The sequence below is a fragment of the Humibacter ginsenosidimutans genome, from assembly GCF_007859675.1.
Classification (GTDB): Bacteria; Actinomycetota; Actinomycetes; order Actinomycetales; family Microbacteriaceae; genus Humibacter; species Humibacter ginsenosidimutans.
In genome coordinates this window covers 2,613,088-2,635,788 of sequence record NZ_CP042305.1, presented here as the reverse complement: position 1 = coordinate 2,635,788, position 22,701 = coordinate 2,613,088, and the positions used below count along the sequence as shown (strand labels likewise).

20 protein-coding genes and 1 tRNA gene are annotated in these 22,701 nt (G+C 67.9%); 15 read left to right on the top strand and 6 right to left on the bottom strand.

Annotated features, from left to right (window positions below; genetic code table 11):
- The first annotated feature begins 88 nt into the window (after positions 1–88).
- Positions 89–784, top strand: a complete 696-nt coding sequence (locus FPZ11_RS12085; protein WP_146321240.1) for a TMEM175 family protein — start codon at positions 89–91, stop codon at positions 782–784.
- 44 nt (positions 785–828) lie between these two features.
- On the opposite strand, the gene FPZ11_RS12080 is transcribed toward FPZ11_RS12085, so the two are convergent.
- Both FPZ11_RS12080 and FPZ11_RS12075 read right to left on the bottom strand, forming a co-directional pair.
- A tRNA-Gly gene (locus FPZ11_RS12080) sits at positions 829–902 on the bottom strand.
- A 93-nt stretch (positions 903–995) separates the two neighbouring features.
- Complete coding sequence (locus tag FPZ11_RS12075) at positions 996–1,607, bottom strand: TMEM175 family protein (RefSeq protein ID WP_146321238.1); 612 nt, start codon at positions 1,605–1,607, stop codon at positions 996–998.
- 147 nt (positions 1,608–1,754) lie between these two features.
- Between FPZ11_RS12075 and dcd the strand changes: the two genes are divergently transcribed.
- The 5 genes from dcd to FPZ11_RS12055 all read left to right on the top strand — a co-directional run bounded on the left by dcd (position 1,755) and on the right by FPZ11_RS12055 (position 5,028).
- Positions 1,755–2,381, top strand: coding sequence for a dCTP deaminase (gene dcd / locus FPZ11_RS12070; protein ID WP_146321236.1), 627 nt, complete (start codon positions 1,755–1,757; stop codon positions 2,379–2,381).
- Positions 2,378–2,887 carry a hypothetical protein gene (locus tag FPZ11_RS12065; protein ID WP_146321234.1) on the top strand — a complete coding sequence of 170 codons (510 nt, stop codon included), beginning with the start codon at positions 2,378–2,380 and terminating at the stop codon, positions 2,885–2,887. Before dcd ends, FPZ11_RS12065 begins: the two co-directional genes overlap by 4 nt.
- A 153-nt stretch (positions 2,888–3,040) precedes the next feature.
- Positions 3,041–3,208 (top strand): hypothetical protein, encoded by a 168-nt coding sequence (locus FPZ11_RS19300; RefSeq protein WP_168203816.1) that lies wholly within the window; start codon positions 3,041–3,043, stop codon positions 3,206–3,208.
- A complete protein-coding gene (locus FPZ11_RS19525) occupies positions 3,205–4,011 on the top strand; it encodes a PH domain-containing protein (protein WP_146321232.1) in 807 nt (268 codons plus the stop codon). Before FPZ11_RS19300 ends, FPZ11_RS19525 begins: the two co-directional genes overlap by 4 nt.
- Before the next feature lie 30 nt (positions 4,012–4,041).
- Entirely contained in the window at positions 4,042–5,028 is a 987-nt protein-coding gene (locus FPZ11_RS12055) for a Gfo/Idh/MocA family protein (protein WP_146321230.1), read from the top strand.
- Between the two features lie 42 nt (positions 5,029–5,070).
- Here FPZ11_RS12055 and FPZ11_RS12050 read toward each other — a convergent pair whose 3' ends face one another.
- Positions 5,071–6,525, bottom strand: coding sequence for an MFS transporter (locus tag FPZ11_RS12050; protein WP_146321228.1), 1,455 nt, complete (start codon positions 6,523–6,525; stop codon positions 5,071–5,073).
- A 192-nt stretch (positions 6,526–6,717) separates the two neighbouring features.
- Between FPZ11_RS12050 and FPZ11_RS12045 the strand changes: the two genes are divergently transcribed.
- Positions 6,718–7,995, top strand: a complete 1,278-nt coding sequence (locus tag FPZ11_RS12045; protein WP_146321226.1) for an ROK family protein — start codon at positions 6,718–6,720, stop codon at positions 7,993–7,995.
- Positions 7,996–8,122: 127 nt separating this feature from the next.
- Here FPZ11_RS12045 and FPZ11_RS12040 read toward each other — a convergent pair whose 3' ends face one another.
- Positions 8,123–8,920: a sugar phosphate isomerase/epimerase family protein gene (locus FPZ11_RS12040; protein WP_210415860.1), complete on the bottom strand. Its 798-nt coding sequence runs from the start codon at positions 8,918–8,920 to the stop codon at positions 8,123–8,125.
- 43 nt (positions 8,921–8,963) lie between these two features.
- Entirely contained in the window at positions 8,964–11,213 is a 2,250-nt protein-coding gene (locus FPZ11_RS12035) for a glycoside hydrolase family 3 N-terminal domain-containing protein (RefSeq protein ID WP_146321222.1), read from the bottom strand.
- 131 nt (positions 11,214–11,344) lie between these two features.
- Here FPZ11_RS12035 and FPZ11_RS12030 point away from each other — a divergent pair, with 131 nt between their 5' ends.
- Positions 11,345–11,980, top strand: coding sequence for a TetR/AcrR family transcriptional regulator (locus FPZ11_RS12030; RefSeq protein ID WP_146321220.1), 636 nt, complete (start codon positions 11,345–11,347; stop codon positions 11,978–11,980).
- A gap of 112 nt (positions 11,981–12,092) precedes the next feature.
- Here the strand turns inward: FPZ11_RS12030 and FPZ11_RS12025 are convergent, their stop codons facing one another.
- The gene (locus FPZ11_RS12025) at positions 12,093–13,205 is read right to left on the bottom strand and encodes a LacI family DNA-binding transcriptional regulator (RefSeq protein ID WP_210415859.1); all 1,113 of its coding nucleotides are present in this window, start codon (positions 13,203–13,205) and stop codon (positions 12,093–12,095) included.
- 229 nt (positions 13,206–13,434) lie between these two features.
- Here FPZ11_RS12025 and FPZ11_RS12020 point away from each other — a divergent pair, with 229 nt between their 5' ends.
- The 7 genes from FPZ11_RS12020 (at position 13,435) to FPZ11_RS11990 (ending at position 22,648) form a co-directional block, all read left to right on the top strand.
- Positions 13,435–16,044 carry a glycoside hydrolase family 27 protein gene (locus FPZ11_RS12020; RefSeq protein ID WP_146321218.1) on the top strand — a complete coding sequence of 870 codons (2,610 nt, stop codon included), beginning with the start codon at positions 13,435–13,437 and terminating at the stop codon, positions 16,042–16,044.
- A 64-nt stretch (positions 16,045–16,108) separates the two neighbouring features.
- Positions 16,109–17,797, top strand: coding sequence for an ABC transporter substrate-binding protein (locus FPZ11_RS12015; protein ID WP_146321216.1), 1,689 nt, complete (start codon positions 16,109–16,111; stop codon positions 17,795–17,797).
- Positions 17,785–18,828 (top strand): ABC transporter permease, encoded by a 1,044-nt coding sequence (locus tag FPZ11_RS12010; protein ID WP_210415858.1) that lies wholly within the window; start codon positions 17,785–17,787, stop codon positions 18,826–18,828. The genes FPZ11_RS12015 and FPZ11_RS12010 overlap by 13 nt, the downstream gene beginning before the upstream one ends.
- The gene (locus FPZ11_RS12005; RefSeq protein WP_146321214.1) at positions 18,825–19,790 is read left to right on the top strand and encodes an ABC transporter permease; all 966 of its coding nucleotides are present in this window, start codon (positions 18,825–18,827) and stop codon (positions 19,788–19,790) included. Before FPZ11_RS12010 ends, FPZ11_RS12005 begins: the two co-directional genes overlap by 4 nt.
- Complete coding sequence (locus tag FPZ11_RS12000; RefSeq protein WP_246846233.1) at positions 19,783–20,841, top strand: ABC transporter ATP-binding protein; 1,059 nt, start codon at positions 19,783–19,785, stop codon at positions 20,839–20,841. The genes FPZ11_RS12005 and FPZ11_RS12000 overlap by 8 nt, the downstream gene beginning before the upstream one ends.
- On the top strand, positions 20,838–21,851 hold the full coding sequence (locus FPZ11_RS11995) for an ABC transporter ATP-binding protein (RefSeq protein ID WP_210415857.1): 1,014 nt from the start codon (positions 20,838–20,840) through the stop codon (positions 21,849–21,851). Before FPZ11_RS12000 ends, FPZ11_RS11995 begins: the two co-directional genes overlap by 4 nt.
- A gap of 8 nt (positions 21,852–21,859) precedes the next feature.
- Positions 21,860–22,648 carry an alpha/beta fold hydrolase gene (locus FPZ11_RS11990; protein WP_210415856.1) on the top strand — a complete coding sequence of 263 codons (789 nt, stop codon included), beginning with the start codon at positions 21,860–21,862 and terminating at the stop codon, positions 22,646–22,648.
- The last annotated feature ends 53 nt before the right edge of the window (positions 22,649–22,701 follow it).

Genomic DNA, 22,701 nt, shown 5'->3' with positions numbered 1-22,701 from the left:
CCGGTCGGCACGCGGCGGGGTCGCCGCCGTCACGGATGTGAGCCTAATCGAGCCGGGATGCCGCTCGACAGGCTTTAGCATCGTGGGCGTGAGCGTAGAGGGCAGCGGGTCGCACGGAGAGACGAACGGCGAAGAAGGGATGGAACTCTCCGACGACGAGGTCTTCTATTCGTCGGACCGGGCCAAGGCGTTCATCGACGCCGTGGTGGCCATCGCGATGACCCTGCTCATCCTGCCGTTGCTCGAGACGATCACGAGCACCGTCGAGGCGCATGGCGAACACAAGCTGAACGGTGCTCAGTGGTTCCACGACAACTATCCGATGATCGTGAACTTTCTCATCAGCTTCGCGGTGATCGCCATCTTCTGGATCAATCACCACCGCATGTTCGCCGGCGTGCGCCGCGTGACGTCGGTGCTGCTGTGGATCAACGTGGCCTGGCTGCTGACGATCGTGTGGCTGCCGGTCGCCACCGCGATGACCGGCGTCGGCAGCTCGGGCGACCCGATCATCGTGGTCTCCTACATCGGCACGATGGTGCTCACCAGCCTGGCCGCGTTCGGCCAGGAACTCTTCCTGCGGGCACACCCGCGGCTGCACGACATTCCGCCCGACCGGCTTGCGCGCGGCCTCGGCGCCAGCCTCTCCATGTGCGTGCTGTTCGGCGCGAGCCTGGCCATAGCCCTTCTGGTGCCGGAGATCGGCTACTACGCGCTGCTCCTGCTCTTCGCGACCAGCTCGCTGCGCGGCGTCTTCGGCAGGATGTTCAGACCGAGACGGTGAAGACGCGCGGCACCGAAGGCGATCGCTAAGTGACCTGTCGCATGTGGAGCCGATGACGGGAATCGAACCCGCGCTGTCTGCTTGGGAAGCAGAAGTTCTGCCATTGAACTACATCGGCATGCCGTCGTCGCCGACAGCAGCCTCCATCGTAGCCGACGGCATTCGGTGATCGCTCGCTGCTCGCGAGTGCACGGGATTCGCTTGCCGCGCGTCACGCCCGTCGCGCCATGACGCGGTCGTAGATCAGCATTGCGGGGCTGGCCAGGAGCACCAGGAGCAGCGCGTAGAAGTTGATGACGGGCACGGCCACGCCGACGATGAGGGCCACCAGGAACGCAATGGCGTTGACGCTGATGCCGAAGACGCCGCGGGCCTGCATCGGATTGTCTTCGGGGGAGATCTCCGGATGTCGTCTGACCGTGACGGCGATCAGGAGCAGCGCGATGCTGCTCAGGAGCATGGTGCCGATGTACCACACCACCGTGATCGTGCTGGTGGGAAACTGCAGCATCTCGGTCGGCAGCGGCAGGAACACGATGGTCAGCGCCCAGAACAGACTGAGGATGAACAGCGTTCGGCTGTAGGCGGCGACGTGCTCGAACAGGGAGTGGTGCACCGCCCACATCCTGGCGATCACCGCGAAGCTCAGCACGAATCCGAAGAGCTGCCCGAGGTTGTCGCCGATGAAGCGTTCGACGCTGTGGTGAGCCGTCACCGCGACCGAGGCGGAATCGACCAGCGGCAGGATCAGCAGGGTGATCGCGATGGCCGACACGGCATCCGTGAAGAAGACGAGACGATCCAGCCCTCGCTCGGTTCGCATGGCACCAGGGTACGAGCGGAGCGGCGCGGCCGCCGTCAACCTGTCGCCGTTCCGGACGTCCGTGTCCGGTGGACGAGGCGCAAACGTCCGGAACGGGCACCGTTCCGCGCAATACCGATGAAACGCGGGTCCCGGTAGTCTGGCCAGGTGCTGCTCTCCGATCGCGACATCACGGCCGAACTCGACGCCGAGCGCATCGCGCTGGAGCCCTACGATCCGGCGATGATCCAGCCGTCGAGCATCGACGTGCGTCTCGACCGCTTCTTTCGCATGTTCGACAACCACAAGTACGCGTTCATCGACCCGGCCGAAGACCAACCGGAGCTGACGCACCTGGTCGAGGTGGACGGCGACCAGCCGTTCATCCTGCACCCCGGTGAGTTCGCCCTCGGCTCCACGTTCGAGCGCGTCTCGCTGCCCGACGACATCGCCGCCCGCCTCGAGGGCAAGAGCTCGCTCGGGCGCCTCGGCCTGCTGACCCACTCCACCGCGGGCTTCATCGATCCGGGATTCACCGGGCACGTCACGCTCGAGCTGAGCAACGTGGCCACGCTGCCGATCAAGCTCTGGCCGGGCATGAAGATCGGGCAGATGTGCTTCTTCAGGCTGTCATCGCCGGCCGAGAAGCCGTACGGCTCCGCCGCGTACAGCTCTCGGTATCAGGGGCAGCGCGGGCCGACGGCATCCCGTTCCTTCCTCAACTTCCACCGGACCGACGTCAGCGGCACGAGCGTCGACGAGCCGGCACAGGATGCCCCGGCGGTGACCCCGTGACAGACCTCCCGTCCTTCGCCGCAGCCCTGGTGAGCGAGGGCGTCGCACCGGAGCATCCGAATCGGATGACCAGGTTCGGCCAGCTCGTCGGAACGTGGCGGGTGAGCGGTGAGCGGCTCGACGAGGCGACCGGCGAGTGGACCGCACGCGATTTCACCTGGATCGTCTCGTGGGTGATGGAAGGCCGCGCGGTCGAAGACCTGGAGGTCATCGAGGTCGACGGGCAGGCATCCACTGTCGCCGTCGCCGTGCGGGTGTACGACCCGGCGGCGGGTGTCGTGCGGGTGAGCTACTTCGCCCCGGCGGCCAACCAGTTCGCGAACCTCGTCGCGCAGGGCTGGCGCGACGGCCTGCGGCAGGACGGCACGCAGAACGACGAGCGCCCCATCCGCTGGAACTTCAGCGAGATCACCGACGAGAGCTACGTGTTCGACGGCTGGGTGAGCGATGACGACGGCGCCACCTGGAAGCTCGTGGAGCACCTCGAGGGCACGCGTCTGGGCTGAGGCGTTCCGCGATGACGGTTCGGTGCCGTTGGGCGTGTCTGCTGGTGTGTCGCCGGTGCCTGGAGTAGAAGTGTTGCGGCGACTTGCGCCACGACGCGCGGGCCGGCATCCGGGGGGAATGCTTTCGCTGACGTCGACTGGAAGGACTCCCCCGTGAAGATCATCAGACGCGTCATCATCATCGTCGTCGTCGCCTTCGCCGTCTTCTACGTGATCGCGCGTCCGCAGGACGCGGCGAACGCGGTGCAGGTGGTCGTGGGCGCCGTGATCGACGCAGGCACCGCCGTCGTCAACTTCTTCACCGCTCTCGCAGGTAAATGACGAAGGTCGATCCGCGCACCGCCAAGCACCTCATCTCCGACCAGGGAGAGGTGGTCATCGACGAGGTGCGCAAGCACTGGGCCGCGATGGTCGGCCCGATGTTCGAGCTGATCGCCGGAGTCATCGTCATGCTCCTCGCCCTGCTCGTGCCCGTCGTGTGGTGGCTGCCGGTGCTCATCGGGCTCGTGCTCTTCGTGCACGCGGGATGGCACATCCTCGCCCGCAGGCGCGACCACTTCGTCATCACGAACATGCGCGTGTTCCGCATTCACGGCATCCTCTCCGAGCAGGTCGCCACAATGCCGCTCGCCCGTATTCTCGACATCTCGGTGTACAAGCCGTTCATCGGGCGCATCTTCGGCTACGGGCACTTCGTCTTCGAATCGGCGGCGCAGGCGCAGGGGCTTCGCGAGATCCGCTTCGTCGGCGCGCCCGACGAGCGCGGCCTCACCATTCAGCGCGTCATCCAGCGCGCGGGTCTGCGCGGGTATGCCGACCGCTGGAACGAGGCTGCCGCAGGGATGCCGGACGGCGGCCAATACCAGCAACCGGCCTCGCATCCGGTGCAGACGCCGTCACGGTCCGCGTCGACGCGGCCTGCGCGGGCGCACAGCGACCCTGACGCCACGGTGGTGCTGCCCTGGCTCGACCCGGCGGCGCACTTCGACCCGACCGACCGGTTCGATCCGACTGACACGTACGACCCCGACCCCGACTTCGATCCGACTGACACGTACGACCCCGACCCCGACTTCGATCCGGACGACACCGCCACCGACCCGATCGACATCCAGAAGCCATAAGGCGAGCGCGCCACCTGGCAGGATGCCGTCATGACAGTCGCCATCGTCGGCCCCGGATACATCGGGGCGGCGCACGCCGCAGCGTGGCGTGCCACCGGCATCGAGGTCTCCCACCTCATCTCGCGACGCGCGGACGCCGCGCTCGCCGACGCTCCGAACGCCCGCACCGTGACCGACCTGGCCGTCGCGCTCGCGGACCCCGCCGTCGACATCGTGACCATCTGCACGCCGACGCCGACGCACCGCGGGTTCGCATCGGCGGCCCTGCGCGCGGGCAAGCACGTGCTGCTGGAGAAGCCGATGGCGCTGTCTGTCGCCGACGCGGAGGCGATCGCGCGGGAGGCGGAGGCGAGCGGGCTGGTGCTGATGGTGGCGCACGTCGTGCGGTTCTTCCCCGCGTACGCGCGAGTGCGTGCGGAGGTGGACGGGGGTGCCGTGGGGCATCCACTGCACGTGCGCGCCGAGCGGATGATCGCGCCTCCGCAGACGCCCTGGTGGTACGACGAGAACCTGTCGGGCGGGGTCGTCGTCGATGTGGGCATCCACGATCTCGACCAGGCGAACCTGCTGCTCGGCGAGCCCGTCGAGGTGCGAGCCACGGCACCGGATGCCCTCGGTCCGGTCGAGACGACCGTGCGGTACGCGGACGGCGGCCTCGCCCAAGTGCTGAGTCATGCGCGCATGCCGCAGTCCGTGCCGTTCGCCACGGCGTTGCAGGTGACCGGTGACGCCGGCATGGTCGCGACGCGGCACATCGGCGGAGAGCGGGTCGTGAACGAGTTCGCGGTGCGCGGGGACGGCGGAAGCGCGACGGGTGCACGTGTCTCAGACGAGACCCACGGGGATGCCGAACCGTACGCGCTGCAGGCGGCGCACTTTCTCGAGTGCGTGGCATCCGGCACGCCGTCGCGCGTGGCGCCTGCCGGGGACGCCGTGCTGGCCGTGCGCACGGCGCTGGCCGCGCGGGACTCGCTGCGCGGCGGTGGGGACTGGGTCCGGGTCGTTTCCGCCGGTTGAGGAGCTCGGCTCGTGCCGTGTGCTCCGGTGCCGACGGATGCGTCAGCGGCTGAGGTCGATGCGATCTCCCTGGGGCGCTCGCACGAAGAGCATCAGCACGAGGCCCACGAGAATGACGAGCATGATGCCCGCGATGCCCCACACCTGCTTGCCGCCGATGGCGATGAAGGCCGTGAACAGCAGCGGGGAGAGGAACGTGGCGGCGCGTCCGGTCGTCGCGTAGAGGCCGAACACCTCGCCCTCGTGGCCCGCCGGGATGATGCGGGCCAGGAAACTGCGCGATGCCGACTGCGCCGGCCCGACGAACAGGCAGAGGAACAGGCCGAAGATCCAGAAGATCCACGACGGCGCGAGGCCGCTTGGAGTGCCGTCGGCGTGCGCGGCTCCGGCCGTGGGGTCGAAGAATCCGAGGGCGAGTGCGACCGCCGCGATGCCGGAGACGAGCAGACCGATGAGGGAGGTGATGATGAGGCGTCGTGGCCCCCATCTGTCGTCGAGTGTGCCCGAGATCAGCGTTGCGGCACCGGCGACGAGATTCGCCGCGACGGCGAAGTAGATGACGAGGCTCGCCGAGAAGCCGAACGTGCCGGAGGCGATCACGCCGCCGAACGTGAAGATGCCGGTGAGGCCGTCGCGGAACACCGCGCTCGCGATGAGGAACCACACGGTGTTGCGGCTGCGCCGCCACAGTCGGGCGATCGAGCGACCGAGCTCGGCGTAGGCGCCGATGATGCCGGCGCGCTGCACACCGCCGACGCGTGGCTGCCGGTTCTCGCCGACTGCGAAGAACACGGGAAGCGAGAAGACGACATACCAGGCGGTCGCCACCATCATCGACAGCTGCACGTAGCCGAACGGGCCGACCTGCAGCTCCGGATTGATGAATGCGAACAGCAGGATGAGCAGCTGCACGATGCCGCCGACGTAGCCCATGCCCCAGCCGAAACCGCTGATGCGGCCGACGTTCTTCGGCGTGGAGACCTGCGTGAGCATGGCGTAGTAGTTGACATTCGCCAGCTCGCTGGCGATGGTTCCGATGCTGAGCGCGACGAAGCCGAGCACCACGAACGTCGGATCGGGGAACACGAACGACATCGCCAGCAGCGACACGGCCGTGATGCCCGTCCAGACGCCGAGCCAGCGCTTGCGGTGACCTGTGGCATCCGACTGCTGACCCGTGATCGGCGCCGTGAGAGCCACGAGCACGCCCGCCAGGCCCAGCCAGAGGCCGAGCTGGCCGGACAGCTGGTCGGTATCGCCGAACGTGGAGCTCGTGAGGTACCGAGTGAAGACGAAGGTCGTGGCGACGGCGTTGAACGACGATCCCGCCCAGTCGTAGAGCGCCCACGCGAGCACCTTGCGCCGGGGAACGGGAGCGTCCTGCAGGGTCTCGTTCGCGGCGGCATCCGCTGCGGCATCGGTGGCCGCTGACGCCGGAGAAGGATGCGGGGTGCCGGCTGAGGCGTCGTTGCCGGGGCCGGTCGGGTGCTCGGTCATGCGCACACCTTACCGATGGTGTCGGTCGCGGCGGTGACGCGGTGCGCAGGCTGTCGACGGCCGCGGCGTGCGCGCGATGACCCGCTGCAACGGTGAACCCGCGCGAATTGGTCAGTACGATGGGCAAACGGGCTGTCCGCCCCTGAGGTCGGGGGTCATGCCGGACACCCACCGAAAGATCGGGTGGATCGGATGCCCTCAGCACGTTCGACGACCGTGCGCGACCTGCGCAGGAGCAATCGGGCTCGCACTCTGTGGGAGCTCTATCTGAACGGACCGCTCACCTACCAGGGCGTCGCCCGCGCGGCGGGCGTGAGCCTCGCGACCGTCTCCAACGTGATGAGCGACCTCGTGCGCACCGGGTGCGTGGCCGAGGTGGGCTCTGAGGAGTCCAACGGGGGACGCCCGCGCGGCCTCTTCCACATCAACCCCGACTTCGGCCACGTGATCGGTGTGGACGTGGGCGAGACCGCCGTCATGGTCGAGCTGTTCGATCTCGGGATGCGCGTGCGGGCATCCCACCGCTCCGTCACCGAAGACGCACGGCTGTCTCCTGACGACCTGGTCGACCACGTGATCGAGGGCATCGACGCGGTCGTCGCCGAGGCGGGTATCGACGAGGAGAGCATTCTCGGGGTGGGCGTCGGTGTGCCGGGGCTGGTCGAGCGGGTGCCCGTGGATGCCGCTGCGGGCGACCCCGACACTCCGTGCCCCGGCGACACCGAGGCCGTGCTCTACGGCCAGAGCATCGGCTGGGGCGATGTGCCCATCGAGCGGATGCTGCGTGCGCGCACCTCGCTCCCGCTGCTCGTGGACAACGGCGCCAACACGCTCGGCCAGGCCGAACGTTGGTTCGGCGCCGCGCGCGGCAGCGACAACGCCGTGGTCGTGCTGCTCGGCTCAGGCGTGGGCGCCAGCATCGCGCGGGGTGGCGAGGGGGGCGCGTCGTTCGCCGGTGAGCTCGGCCACACCACGGTCGTGGCCGGCGGCAAGCAGTGCGTGTGCGGAGCACGCGGATGCCTCGAGGCGTACGCGGGCGCCGACGCGATCGTCGCGACCTACGACCGGCTGACCGAGCGCGATCAGGCGACGAGCCCGAGCGATGTCGAGGACAGGATGCGCGCCATCCTCGCCGCCGACGACTCCGACCCGGCCGCCGCGCAGGCGATCGACGAGCTCGTGGACTATCTCGGCGCGGGACTCGGCACCATCGTCAATCTGTTCACACCCGACCGGATCGTGCTCGGCGGGTGGCTAGGAGATGCGCTCGGGCAGGGACTGCTCGAGCGCATCCACGCCGCGATCGGGCGCACCGCGCTCGCGCGCCCGTTCGAGCGAGTGGCGTCGGTGCCCGCGGCCCTCGGCACGGATGCCGTGGCCCTCGGCGCTGCGACGCTGCCGGTCGCGGAGTTTCTGGGCAGCGGCGGCGTCGAGAGGGTGTTGCCGCTGCACGGTTCCGCCACCGCCTGAGCCGGTCCCGTTCGGTGGGCCAGGGCCCCGAAGGACCGAACACGCAACGGGCACCGGAATATCGCTCCGGTGCCCGCGACGAGAGCGTGATCGCTCCGGTATTCGGAGGCCGCCTCGGGTGCTCCGCTCAGTCGTTGGCGGTCAGCCAGGCCAGCGACTCGGCGATGCCCTCGAAGACGTCGCCGCGGTAGGCGTCGAACTCCACCACGCGCAGCGCGTTCGGTGCGGCCTCGAGGATCGCCTTCACGTCGACGTCGCCCTGCCCGGCCGGCGTCTGGTTCTCGAACGCGGCCTTCAGCGCCTCCGGCACGATCAGCGCGCTCTCGCTGCTGGGCAGCACGTTGCGGATGTCCTCGTCGATCGTGCCGTCCTTGATGTGCAGGGCGCGCACCCGGTCACCGAGGGAGCGCAGTAGCGCCGGAGCATCCGCGCCACCGACGGTCGCCCAGAAGGTGTCGACCTCCAGCACCGTGTCGGGTCCCAGCAGTTCGACGAACAGGTCGTAGACCGGGCGGCCCTCGACCTTGTTCGTGAACTCCCACTGGTGGTTGTGGTAGCCGAATTCGAGGCCGCGCTCCTTGGCCTGCGCCGTCAGCTCGTTGACGCGATCAGCGATGCGGTGCACGTCATCGGATGTCTGCCACCGGTCGGTGGGGATGAACGGGTCGATGACCGTCGTCATGCCGAGTTCGGCGGCGGCGTCGAAGATCGAGCCGGGGGCATCCGAGTCGATCACCGGGGCGTGGCCGGACGGCGCCTGCACGCCGGATGCCGCGAACGCGCGCTTGTAGTCGGCGGTGCGCAGGTGGAATGCGTAGGGCTCCACGTTGCGGAAACCGATCTCGGCCACGCGGGCGACGGCCTCGTCGAGGTTCTCGTCGACGGCGTCGCGCACCGAGTACAGCTGAACGGAGGGATTGGACACGAAGTGCTCCTTCTGGTTGAGATGTGCGGTCAGACCATGCAGGTCAGTCGTCGGTGATGGTGAACTCGGCGTGCGGCTCCGCGGTGGCGTCGCCGCCCACCCAGACATCGAAGACCGTCGCGTCGAGCACCCAGTCGCGGGTGGCCGCGCTCCAGTAGCGGCGCTCGTCGGGGCCGACGGTCAACCGCACGGTGCGGGTCTCGCCCGCCGGGATCTCGACGCGCTCGAACGCCTTCAGCTGGCGCAGCGGGCGCGACGACGTGCCGAAGCGCTGGTGCAGGTAGAGCTGCACGACCTCGACGCCGTCGCGGTCGCCGGTGTTCGTGACGTCGACAGACACCGTGACCGTGTCGTGGATGCCTGCGGTCGCGGCATCCACCGTCGGCTCACCGTAGGCGAACGACGTGTACGACAACCCGTGGCCGAACGGGAACAGCGGGGTGCTCGCCTCGTTCCAGTACCGCTTGCCTTGGTCCTGTGGGGCGTGGGACCGCGTGATCGCGTGGTGCATGGGCACCTGGCCGACGCTGCGCGGCCACGTGAACGGCAGCTTGCCCGCTGGTGCGACGTCGCCGAAGAGCAGCGCGGCGACGGCATCGCCACCACGGGTGCCGGGATACCAGACATCGAGGATGCCGGGCACGTTCTCCGCGGCCCAGCCGATCTCCAGCGGCCGGCCGTTCATCAGCACGAGCGCGACGGGCGTTCCGGTTGCGACGACTGCCTCGAGCAGCCGCTGCTGGTCACCGGGCAGCGTGAGCTCGGAGCGCGACGCGTTCTCGCCGATCATGTCCTGCTGCTCGCCGAGCACGAGCACGGCGACATCGGCGTGCGAGGCGAGCTCGACGGCCCGTGCGAAGGATGCCTCGGGGTCGAAGTCCTCCGGCGTTGACGGACCGGAGAGCCCGAACGAATCGAACATCGACGGGAAGGTGCGGGTCGGTGTCGCGATGCCGGGTTCGACTGCCACCGACACGGCGTCGCTCAGTCGTGCCTTGATGCCCTCGGCGATGCTCACGGTCTCGTCGAGGTCGAAGTCGAACACCCACGGACCGACCGTGTCGCGCTTGGAATCCGCGAGCGGGCCGAGCACGGCGACCCTCTGCAGGGCGTCGGGGCTCAGCGGGAGGATGCCGCCTTCGTTGCGCAGCAGCACGGCCGAGCGCTCGGCGGCGCGCTGCGCCTCGTCGCGGTGGGCAGGGTCAGCGAGCACCTGCTTCGACGCCTCGACGTCGACGTAGGGCTGCTCGAACAGGCCGAGCTGCTCCTTCACGGTGAGGATGCGCCGCACCGCCTCGTCCACTCGCGCGATGTCGACCCGACCGTCATCGATCGCCTGGGTGAGGTGCTCGAACGCGGGCTGGAAGATGCCCATCTCCATGTCGACGCCGGCGTTCAGTGCGCGCACACCGGAATCCGTGGTGTCGGCCGCGAAGTGATGCGTCTCGAGGTCTTTGGCCGCGTTCGCGTCGGTCACGACGAAGCCGTCGAAGCCGAGCTGATCGCGCAGCACCTCGGTGAGCAGCCAGTGGTTGCCGGAGGCGGGCACGCCGTTCAGGTCCATGTAGGCCGACATGATGTTGCCGGCGCCCACGTCGATCGCCGCCTTGAACGGCGGCAGGTAGGTGTTGTAGAACTCCTGGTCGGAGAGATCGACCTCGTCGTAGTCACGGCCGCCGAGCGCTGCGCCGTAGCCGGCGAAGTGCTTCGGGCCGGCGATGATGTGCCCGTCGGCGCCCAGGCGATCGCCCTGGAAGCCGCGCACCTGCGCCGCCGCCACGACCGAGCCGAGCAGCGGGTCCTCGCCCGCGCCCTCGACGATGCGGCCCCAGCGCGGGTCGCGCGCGATGTCGACCATGGGTGCGAACGCCCAGTGGATGCCGACGGCGCGCGCCTCACGGGCCGCCACGGTCTGTGCGCGCTCGATGGTGTCGGCATCCCATGACGCGGCGAGAGCGATCGGCACGGGGAAGATGGTGCGCAGCCCGTGGATCACGTCGAAACCGAACAGCAGCGGGATGCCGTGGGCGTTGCCCTCGATCGCGAGCTTCTGCAGGCGGTTGACCTCGTCGGGGTCGGTGACGAAGAGCAGCGAGCCGACCGAGCCGTCGGCCAGCGCGGCCTCGACCATCTGCGGCTGCTTGGCGATGAACGGGTCGAGGCCTTCGACGGTCTCGATGCCCGCGGGCAGCGCGAAGTAGAAGTACTGGATCAGCTGGCCGACCTTCTCCTTCGTGCTCAGCTCGGCGAGCAGTCGCTCGACGCGGTCGGAGGATGGGGTGTTCGCGCTCATGCGAGTCCTTTCTGCGGGGTGGTGAGAGTCTGGCGATCGCGCCAGGTCTTGGCTGTCGCGCCGGAAGACGTGGCGCGCAAGTCGAGAGCCGGCGCGGTCGGGTGCAGGGCGTGGCCGCCTACGATGTCAGGATGAGCGGCGGCGAGGCGGGGAACGAGGCATCCCCGCGCCGTTCCTACGCGAAGGGCGTGGCCCGCCGCAGTCAGATCATCGAGAGTGCGATCGAGGAATTCGCCGACCACGGCGTCGACGGCACCTCGCTGCGCACGCTCGGCGACGCGATCGGCGTCTCGCACGCCACTCTGCGGCACTACTTCGCCACGCGCGACGAACTGCTCGTCGAGGTGTACCGGGCGCACGAGCAGAACTCGGTCGGCGAGGCGTTCGGCTCGCCGATGCCGGAGGGCGAGAGCGTCGTCGAGGCGATGGCCGCCAGCGCAGACCGCAACAGCTCGATCCCTGGACTCGTGCGGCTCTACGCCACGCTGAGCAGCGATGCCGTGCAGGCGGGGCATCCGGTGTCCGAGCATTTCGTGCGCGAGCGATTCCGCGGGCTGCGCGCGCTGCTCGCCGAGCACATCAGGGCCGGCCAGGCGGCGGGCGACATCGCCGCCGACTTCGAGGCGGAGGATGCCGCGGCCCTGGTGATCGCGGCATCCGACGGCCTGCAGGTGCAGTGGCTTCTCGACCCCGACGACGTCGACGTGCGGCGATCGCTCGCCCTGCTCGAGCGCCTGCTGCCGGGAGCCGAGCACGACACGAAGTGAGGCGGCCATGGTGCGACACTCCTTCGTTCCGTCGACCGCGACGGCGCCGCGCCGGGGAACACGGGGTGTCTCGCGACGACATCAGCGGTCGCCACGATGGTACTCGAAAAACCTACCGATGTAAGGTTTTGCTGTCGACAGCAGCCCTACTGACGAGTGCGCGCGCGTCCGCCGTGCTCTTGCGGGCGACGAATTCGGCGTCGAGCAGAACGTGCTCGGTCTCGCTGTCGCTCTCTTCGACCCGGGACACGAGCAGCTCGACCGCACGACGACCGACTGCCCTGAAATCCTGACGAACGGTGGTCAATGGCGGGTTGTAATAGGGGGCGTCGGCCCCGTCGTCGTAGCCGACGACACTGACGTCTCCCGGCACCGAGATGCCTCGCTCGCTGAGCGCCAACATGAGGCCCAGCGCCATCTGGTCGTTTCCGGCGAACACGGCAGTGAGCTCGGGGATGCGGGCCAGCACCTGCCCGGCCTCATATCCGGATTCGGCGGTCCAGTCCCCTGCCAACGGCATCGGGGTGTCGGCCCCGACCGCCTCGAGCGCGGCACGCCACCCCGCCATCCGGTCCTGGGACTGCATCCATTCCGAGGGGCCGCGAACGTGGAAGACGGTCTCGTGGCCGAGGGAGAGCAGATGTTCGACAGCCGCGCGGGCACCGGCGGCCTGATCGACGCCCACTGTCGTCACGCTTCCGCCGGGATCACCCTCGATGGCGACGACCGGAAGGTGCGGTGGGACCGAGGCCAGAGCATCCTGCGTCGCGTCGACGGGTGCGATGACCAGCAAGCCCGCGATGGATTGTTCAGCCAGTCGCCCGACGGTCGCCTGAACGGAGGTGCGATCGATCGCGTCGACGGCACCGATGCCCACGAAGTAACCGAGCTCGCGCGCGCTGTGCTCGATGCCGTACAGCGGCGTGAGGCCCTCGCTGTCGGCGATGTCGAGCACGAGCACGCCGAGGGTGCGCGAGCGGCCGGTCACGAGCGTGCGCGCTGCATTGCTCGGACGGTAGCCGAGCTGCTCGACCGCCCCCAGCACGGCGAGGCGAGTGGAGGGGCGCACGCTCGGGTGCCCGTTGAGCACGCGCGAGACCGTCTGGTACGAGACGTTCGCGAGTGCCGCGACATCGACGATCGACGGCGGCCTGCCTCCGTGCTGCGCAGCGGAGTCGGCCCGCGCTCCCTTGTGCGTGCCCTCGTGCTCGGTGCTCTGCGTCATCGGCTGCTTCCTGCGGTGTTCTTGATCATCAGGTGAACGTTTCCTCTCACGCGAAGCCGAGACGAACTGCGTCGTCTGCCCAATGATATCGGCTCAAAATCCACAAATCGAGCAAGATTCCCGCTGGACAAGGTCTCGTGTGACATCTACCGTGTGAACGTACACATTTGGAAAGCACCTCCGTTGGGCATGCTTGCTCACTCAACGACGAGAGACGGGAACCACGAGAATGCGCACCACAACGACCCTGGGCGTCGTCGCGACGACGGTCTTCGTGATCGCGTCGGCGCTGGGTGCCGTGACCCCGGCGGCCGCATCGACGAGCGCCGGCGGACAGGAGGCATCCGCACGCACGGCCGCCGTCCCTGCTCGAACGCCCGCACTGGCGGCGACGCCACCCATGGGGTGGAACAGCTACAACGCCTACGCATGCGACAACGGCTCGCAGAACATGGAGGCCGTCGCAAAGTTCGTGCACAATTCCGGCCTCGAGGCCGATGGCTACGACTACATCAACAGCGACGGCTGCTACGACGACAACGAGGGCCTCGGCAGTCCCAACACTTACGGCATCACGGCGCCGATCGCGCAAGACCCCGAGACCTGCGGAGCGATCAACGGCCGGCTCCCGAACGGGGAGCTCTACGTCAACTCGTACGCGTTCCCGCCCAGCTCACCGTGCGCCGATGACGGTTTCGCGCTCGTCGGAGACGATCTGCACATGCTCGGACTGAGGCTCGGCCTCTATCTCGATGCCGGCAACAACTGGAACTGCGAGGAGATCCCTGGCAGCTACGGCTTCGACTCCACAGACGCCGCAACCCTGGCGAAGTGGGGCGCCGACTACGTGAAAATCGACTGGGGCTGCGGCGACTCGCTCGTGCCGCCGGCGAGCAACGCGCCGGCCGGCTACACGGGAATCGACGCCGACACCGGCAACCAGGGCTTCGGTGGACCGACCTTCTCGACGAACGCCGCGTACGACACCGACCAGCAGACCACCCAGGTGAAGATGTACACCGCGCTGGTCGACGCGATCCGGGCCCAGAAGCGGCCGATCACGGTGAGCATCGCGGGCGCCGGCACCATCGATTCCGCCCAATGGGGTCTGCCGATGGCGCAGCTCGACCGGCCGACAGGTGACGCCAACGCCAACTTCGTCGCCACCGGACGCCACGCGGCGGGCAGCGTCGTCGGCATCGTCAACGCGGACGCCCAGCAATACGAGTCCCTGACGACACCCGGGCACTGGATCGACCCCGACGCCATGGAGGTCGGCAACGGAACGCTGACACCCGCTGAGGACCGCTCGGAGATGTCGATGTTCTCCGAGATGGCCGAGCCGCTGCTCATGTCGACCAACCTCTGCGCGGCGGACTGCGGTCCCGACACCACTCCGGCCACGAAGGCGCAGCTGGACCTGGCCGTCTCGGTCTTCGGCAACAAGCGCGTGATCGCGGTCGACCAGGATGCCCTCGCCGCTCCCGCGCACATCGTCGGCACCTTCGACGGCACCCACCTCGTCATGACGCGGGAACTGAAGAACGGCGACGTCGCCGTCACCCTCTTCAACGAGAGCACGACGGATGCCGCCACCATGTCCGCGACGGCCGCCGAGCTCGGACTCCCTGCCGCTTCCTCCTACCGGGTGCAGGATCTCTGGTCCGGAGCGACAACGACCACAGCCACAGGGACGGTGTCCGCGACGGTGGCGCCCACCGAGACGGTGATGTACCGCATCTCGCCCATCGGCGCCGCCCACACGACGAAGACCGCGTCATCGTCGAGGGCCTCGCAGGAGGATTCCTCGACGCACAGCTCGTCGACCATCGGCTCTGGGGCCGGCGTGAGCTCGGCGACGGCTTCGACCATCCCGTCGGCGCTCCAGTCGGTGTCGTGCGCCTCGGCGCACGAGTGCGCGGCAGTCGACGAGTTCGGATCGGCCATGGTGTTCGATCCGGCCCACCCGGCGAAGGCGCGGCGATTGGCGATCGATCCCGGTCGCACCCTCGTGTCGGTCTCGTGCGTCTCGAAGTCCGGAATGTGCACGGCGATCGATACAGCAGGATCGGCCGTGACGTTCCCGGCCTCGGGTCACGGGGCATCGTCGACGCACGCGATCGATCCGGGCGGTGAGCCCACCGCGGTGGACTGCGTCTCCGCCGGCCAGTGCACGCTCGTCGACGGCAAGGGGATGGAGATCACCTTCGTGCCCGGCACCTCTCACGTGACAGGGCGGGCCTCCGTCGATCCTCACACCTACCTCGCGTCGGTGTCGTGCCCATCAGCGTCGCAGTGCACGGCGGCGGGCGGCGGAGGCAACAACGGAGACACCGAAGTGACCTTCGACCCACGCACCGGCGCCGTCGGAGCTGCGGGCGTCACCTCGCTCGACGCGCAGACAGTCAACGGCGTCTCCTCGGTGAGCTGTTCGTCGACGGTTGCCTGCACGGTCGTGGACGGCTGGGGCAACGAGGTCTCGTTCACGCCGGCGACCGGGGCAGCGCTCGCCGATGGAGTGACGGCGCTCGAAGGCGACGGCCTGGCAGCGGGGCTCGGCGTGCTCACCGGCGTCGACTGCGTCTCCAGCGACCAGTGCACCGGTGTCGACCTCAGCGGTGACGCGGTCACGTACGACCCGACGACCGGTGCAGTGAGCGGCGCCGCAAGGAACGTGGACGCAGGGGCCGGGCTGCGTTCGGTGACGTGCCCGACGGCATCCGAGTGCTTGGGCGTGGACCTGCAGGGTCGCATCGCGGTCTTCGCGCCGCTCGGGGCGGCAGCCTCGGTGACCCAGATCGACGCCCCCGTGCGCTGGAATGCGCGCTCCGCGGCCTGAAGGCGCCGTGCGAGCATCCCTCACCCGAAACCCGATGGAACGACCCGAAACGAAGAAGGATGACATGCGCACCATCACGAAGGCGCTGGTCAGCGTCGCGGCGCTCGCCTCGCTCATGACCCTCTCGGCGTGCGGCAGCAGCACGACCACGGATGCCGCTGACGCCTCCGACGGCGCGCACCAGGGCGGCACCCTGCACCTCGCCGCCCAGTCGGCGGGCGGAACCCTCGACCCTCAGGTGAATTACACGCTGCAGTACTGGCAGCTCTATCAGGGCGCCTATGACGGGCTGCTCACATACGCCAGGGTGGGCGGCACGAAATCGGAGGACATCGTGCCCGACCTCGCCACCGCGATGCCGACGATCTCCCCGGACGGCAAGACCTACACGTTCGAGCTGCGCAAGGACATCAAGTTCTCCAACGGCAAGACCCTGACCACCGATGATGTGGTCGCATCGTTCCGTCGTCTCTTCAAGGTCTCCAGCCCGAACGCCGGTTCCTGGTACAACGTCATCGTCGGCGCCGATGCATGCCTGAAGACACCGGCGACCTGCACGTTGAACGGCGGCATCGTCGCGGATTCGTCCGCCGGCACCATCACATTCCACCTGACCCAGTCCGACCCGGAATTCGAGGCGCAGCTGGCCATGCCGTTCGCCTCGGTGCTGCCGGCGGACACCGCTCCGAAGGACGCCGGCACCACACCGATTCCCACTACCGGCCCTTACTACTTTGCGAGCTACTCGCCGAACAAGGCCCTCGTGATGAAGCGCAACCGCTACTTCCACTCCTGGTCGAAGGAAGCGGCGCCGGTCGGCTACCCCGATGAGATCGACGAGACCTTCGGCCTGACCGCCGAGGCAGAGGTCACTGCAGTGGAGAACGGCCAGTCCGACTGGATGTACGACACCCCGCCCTCCGATCGGCTCTCCGAGATCTCGACGAAGTACGCGTCGCAGGTGCACGTCACGCCTTTGACGGCCATGTGGTACCTGGCGCTGAACACGAACATCGCTCCGTTCAACAACGAGTCGGCGCGTCAGGCGATCAACTGGGCCGTCGACCGCGCCGCGATCGTGAAGCTCTACGGCGGCAGTTCGCTCGCAGCCCCGGCATGCACCATCCTTCCGCCGGACTTCCCGGGCCACAAAGACTTCTGCGACTACACGAAGGGCGGGGGGAGCACGTGGAGCGCCCCTGATCTCACCAAAGCCAAGCAGCTCGTTCAGCAGTCGGGCACAGCAGGTCAGTCCGTCGGCGTCGTGGTGCAGAACGACAGTGTCAACAAGGGCATCGGACTCTACCTGGTGAGCCTGCTCAACCAACTCGGTTACAAGGCGACGATCAAACCGCTGTCGAACAACATCCAGTACAACTACATCCAGAACACGAAGAACCACGTGCAGCTGAGCCTGACGCAGTGGTACCAGGACTACCCGGCGGCGTCCGACTTCTTGCAGGTGCTGCTCTCGTGCTCGTCGTTCCACCCGAACAGCGACAGCTCGATCAACATCGCCGGGTATTGCAACCGCGATCTCGATGCGAAGATGACGGCCGCCGATGCCAAGGGCTTGACCGACCAGACCGCGGCGAACGCCCAGTGGGGCGACATCGACCAGCAGTACATGGCGCTCTCGCCGCTCGTGCCGCTCTTCAACCCGAAGCTCATCGACTTCACCTCGTCGCGTGTGAAGAACTATCAGTTCAGCGATCAGTACTACATGCTCGTGGACCAGCTGTGGTTGAAGTGAGCGTCTCGGTCGCGACGGCAGCCAGAGCGCGAAGACAGATGGAGCGACCGGCGGGGCCGTGGCGGGTCGCGCTCACCCAGATCGCGCACAACCCGGTGGCCGTGGTCTCCGGCGTCCTGCTCGTCGCGATCATCGCGCTGTGCCTGGCGGCACCCCTGTACGCGCAATACATCGCGCACACCAACCCGTTCGAGTCCAACCTCAACGGCTACACGATGGTCGCCGGCGAGCGGGTGGCTGTGCTGCAGCAGTCCACCACCGGCCTGAAGCTCGGTGTCGAGCCGATCGGCCCGACCTGGAATCTGAGCGGATACTTCCTCGGCGCGGACGGGCAGGGTCGTGACGTGTTCGCCCGGCTGCTGTACGGGGGCAGAACCACACTGCTCATCGGCTTCACATCGGCCATCCTGTGCTGTGCCGCCGGTGCGCTCGTCGGCATCGTGGCCGGGTACTTCGGCGGTCCGATCGACTGGGTGCTCTCGCGACTGATGGACATCGTCTGGGCGTTCCCGGTCTACCTGCTGGCGATCTCTCTCTCAGTGGTGCTGCTCACCGACGGGCTGCGGATAGGGCCGATCGTGATCGGCCCCGGCAACCTGATGCTGCCGATCGGGATCATCGCGCTGATCTACGTGCCCTATGTGGCACGACCCTTGCGCGGGCAGGTGCTCTCCCTGAAGAACCGCGAGTTCGTGAAGGCATCCATCGGTCTGGGCGCCGGCGACTGGCGCATTCTGCGACGGGAGATCCTGCGCAACGTGCTGCCGACGGTCATCGTGTTCATTCCGCTGATGGCCGCGCTGAACATGCTCACCGAATCCGCCCTGTCGTTCCTCTCCATCGGAGTGCAGCCGCCGACCGCCAGCTGGGGCACCATCATCAACGACGGGCTCGACCTGCTCTACACGCGGCCGGCGGTGGCCCTCGCTCCGGGCATCCTGCTGGTGTTGACCGCCGTGGCACTGAACCTGTTCGGCGACGCCGTTCGTGACGCGCTCGACCCGAAGGCGAAACTGCGAGGTGCAGCATGATGTACGTCGCCAAGCGGCTCGGCTCCGCCGTGCTCGTCATGTTCGCGATCAGCGTCGTGGTGTTCCTCATCTTCTTCGCCACGCCCGGAGTCGACCCCGCGGCGCGCATCGCCGGACGAGGAGCCTCGCCCGAGGTGTTGTCGCAGGTGCGTCACGAGTTCGGCTTCGATCAGCCGCTGCCGGTGCGCTATGTGCTGATGATGAGCCACCTGTTCATCACGCAGGACCTCACCTCCTACGTGAACATCGGCGACAGGGTGGTGCCGCAGATCATGCAGGCCGCGCCCGTGACGCTGTCGCTGGTGCTGGGCGCCGCGATCATCTGGATCGCGTTCGGGCTCGGCGGCGGCATCCTCGCCACAAGGTTCAGAGGCACCGTCGTCGATCCGATCATCATGATCGTCGGCATCACCGCGATCTCGCTCCCGGCCTACTGGGTCGGCGAGGTGGTCAACCTCGTCACTCAGGACCGATTGCACGACACCGTGTTCTCGTGGGTGCCCCCGCTCGGGTACGTGCCGTTCACGCAAGACCCCGGTCAGTGGGCGCTGCATCTCCTGTTCCCGTGGCTCACGCTGGCGCTGCTGTACGGAGGCATCTACGCACGAGTGCTGCGCGCCGAGCTGGTCAACGCGCTCTCCGAGGACTATGTGCGAACGTGCCGGGCCAAGGGGCTCTCCGAGCGGCGCATCCTCTGGCGGCACGCGCTGCGCGGATCGCTCTCACCCGTCGTCTCGCTGTTCGGCCTCGACTTCGGCTCGCTCGTCGGCGGTGCCGCACTGCTCACCGAGGTCGTCTTCGGTCTGCCGGGCATCGGAAAGCTCACCTGGGACTCGCTGCAGAACCTCGACCTGCCCGTGATCATGGCGTGCGTGCTGTACGCGGCGTTCTTCGTCGTGGCGGCGAACGCCGTTGTCGACCTTCTCTATGCCGTCATCGACCCGAGGGTGCGCCGTGCCTGACATCACAGAATCCGGCATCGCCGGACCCGACACGACAGCGGATGCCGTGGCATCCTCGCCCCTGCTGGCCGTGCGCGATCTGCGGGTCGCCTTCCGCACAAGGGCGGGGGTGGTCAACGCGGTGAACGGGCTCTCCTTCTCCGTCGCTCCCGGCGAGGTGCTCGGCATCGTCGGCGAGTCGGGATCGGGCAAGAGCGTCTCGATGTACTCGATGATGGGTCTGCTCGACAACCCGAACGCCACCATCACGGGATCGGCGCGGTTCGACGGCGCCGAGCTCATCGGAATGCCGACCAAGCGACTCAACCGCATTCGCGGCAATCGCATCTCGATGATCTTTCAAGATCCGATGACGGCGCTCACGCCCGTGTACACGGTCGGGTGGCAGATCGTCGAGCAGATCATGAACCACGAGAAGGTCACCAAGGCGGAGGCTTGGAGCCGCGCGGTGCACCTGCTCGACGAGGTCGGCATCCCCGATGCGGAACGTCGCGCGCGGTCGTATCCGCACGAGTTCTCCGGCGGCATGCGGCAGCGCGTGATGATCGCGATGTCGCTGGCGTGTCATCCCTCTCTGCTGATCGCCGACGAGCCGACCACGGCTCTCGATGTCACGACTCAGCGCCAGATCCTCGAGCTGATCGGCGACCTGCAAGCGAAGTACGGCTCGTCTGTGATCCTCATCACGCACGACATGGGCGTGATCTCCGAGGCCGCCGATCGCGTGATCGTGATGTATGCGGGCCGGGCCGTGGAGATGGGCGACGAGTCGACCGTGGTGCGCAGGCCGCGGCATCCCTACACCTGGGGACTTCTCGGCGCGATCCCGAAGCCGGGCCAGCGCAAGCAGAGGCTTCCGACGATCCCCGGACTTCCGCCTGGGCCGCGCGACCAGCCGACGGGATGCCCGTTCCAGAAGCGCTGTCGGTTCGCGATGGAGCAGTGCTCGACCTTGCCGCCGCTGATCGCGACGGGAGAGGAGCAGAACCATCTCGACGCCTGCTGGCTTCCGGATGAGGTACGCGAGGAACTGAGGGAGGAGGTCGCGTGAACGACGTGGTGCTTCGGGCCGACAACGTCGTGAAGACGTTCGCCCTGAGAGGCAAGCAGAAGGGCACGGTGACCGCGGTCGACGGGGTCAGCATCGAGGTGCGATCCGGAGAGACCCTCGGCATCGTCGGAGAGTCGGGGTGTGGCAAGTCCACGTTCGGCCAGTGTCTGACCCGTCTGATCGACCTGACTTCAGGCACTGTCGAGTTCGAGGGTGAAGACATCTCGTCGCTCAGCAGGCGCAGGCTCCGCCCCGTGCGCCGCCGCCTGCAGATGGTGTTCCAAGACCCGTATTCGTCGCTGAACCCGAGGATGCGCGTCGCCGACATCGTTGCGGAGCCACTGCGCATCCACCGCACAACGGATCGTCGCGCCATCCCCGATCGCGTCGCCGACCTGCTCGAGCGCGTCGGGTTCGATCCGAGCATGGCGGGCCGATACCCGCACGAGTTCTCCGGTGGACAGCGGCAGCGCATCGGGATCGCGCGAGCACTCGCCCTGAACCCGAGCGTGCTCGTCGCCGACGAGCCCGTCTCCGCGCTCGACGTCTCGGTACAGGCGCAGGTGCTCAACCTGCTCGCCGACCTGCAGGATGAGTTCGGACTCACGTACGTGTTCATCGCCCACGACCTCGGCGTCGTCGAGCATGTCTCCGACCGCGTCGCCGTCATGTACCTGGGTGACCTCGTCGAACTGGCCGACGCCGAGGAGCTCTACGCGTCCCCTGCGCACCACTACACCGAGGCGCTGCTGTCGGCGATTCCGCAGATCGATCGTGACGGTGCGCCACGACGGGAGCGCATCGTGTTGAGCGGCGATGTGCCGAGCCCCGCCAACAGGCCGAGCGGATGCCCGTTCCACCCCCGCTGCCCCGCGGCGACCGAGATCTGCCGCAAGGAACGTCCGACGCTGCGCACCCTCGGCAGTCGCCAGGTCGCCTGTCACCACCCTCTTCCGGTGCCGACGACTCGCGTCGTCACGCCTACCGGCCAGAGCCAGAGCGTGCGGTAGGGCGAGGGATGCCGTACATCTCTCTGCCGGGGGCAGAGGTCTATCACGAGGTCTCGGGCGCCGGCGAGCCCGTCGTGCTGTTGCACGGCGGCTTCTGCTCGATCGAGACCATGAGACCGCAGATCGAGTGTCTCTCGAAGCACTATCGCGTCTTCGCCATGGAGCGCCCTGGTCACGGCCGGTCGGCCGATCGTGAGGGGCCGATCACCTACCGGGGCATCGTCGCCGATGTCGTCGCATATCTCGACACCATGCGTCTCGATGACGCGCATCTGCTGGGCTTCAGCGACGGCGGCATCGCGGGACTGCTCCTCGCGATCGACCATGCCGAGCGAGTGCGATCTCTGGTGGCGATCGGAGCCAACACAGACCCCGAGGGGCTGGTCGATGAGGCAGAGGGCGTCGGCAGCAAGTCGGGTCCTCCCGGCGCACCGGGTGATCGCGCTCGCCTGGTGCGCCGGATCGAGGAGGACATGCAACGCGACTATGAGCGGCTGAGTCCCGACGGTCCGTTGCACGCCGACGTCGTGCGCGAGAAACTCGCAAGGCTGTGGCGAGACGAGCCGCACATCCCGCTCGAACGGCTGCGTGCCGTGGCGAGTCCGACGCTGATCATGGCTGCCGACCGCGACTCCATCACCATCGAGCACACACTGGCGATGGCCGAGGGGATTCCGGGCGCCCAGCTGTGCATCGTGCCGGGCTCGACACACCTCGTGATGATGGAGCGACCGCACCTGGTGAACCGGATCGTCATGGACTTCCTCGCGGAGAGCACACGGGACGAACGAGACTGACGCCACAACCGCCCCGCGTTCGGGGGCCTGTGGAATCCGCGCTTCGGGCTTAC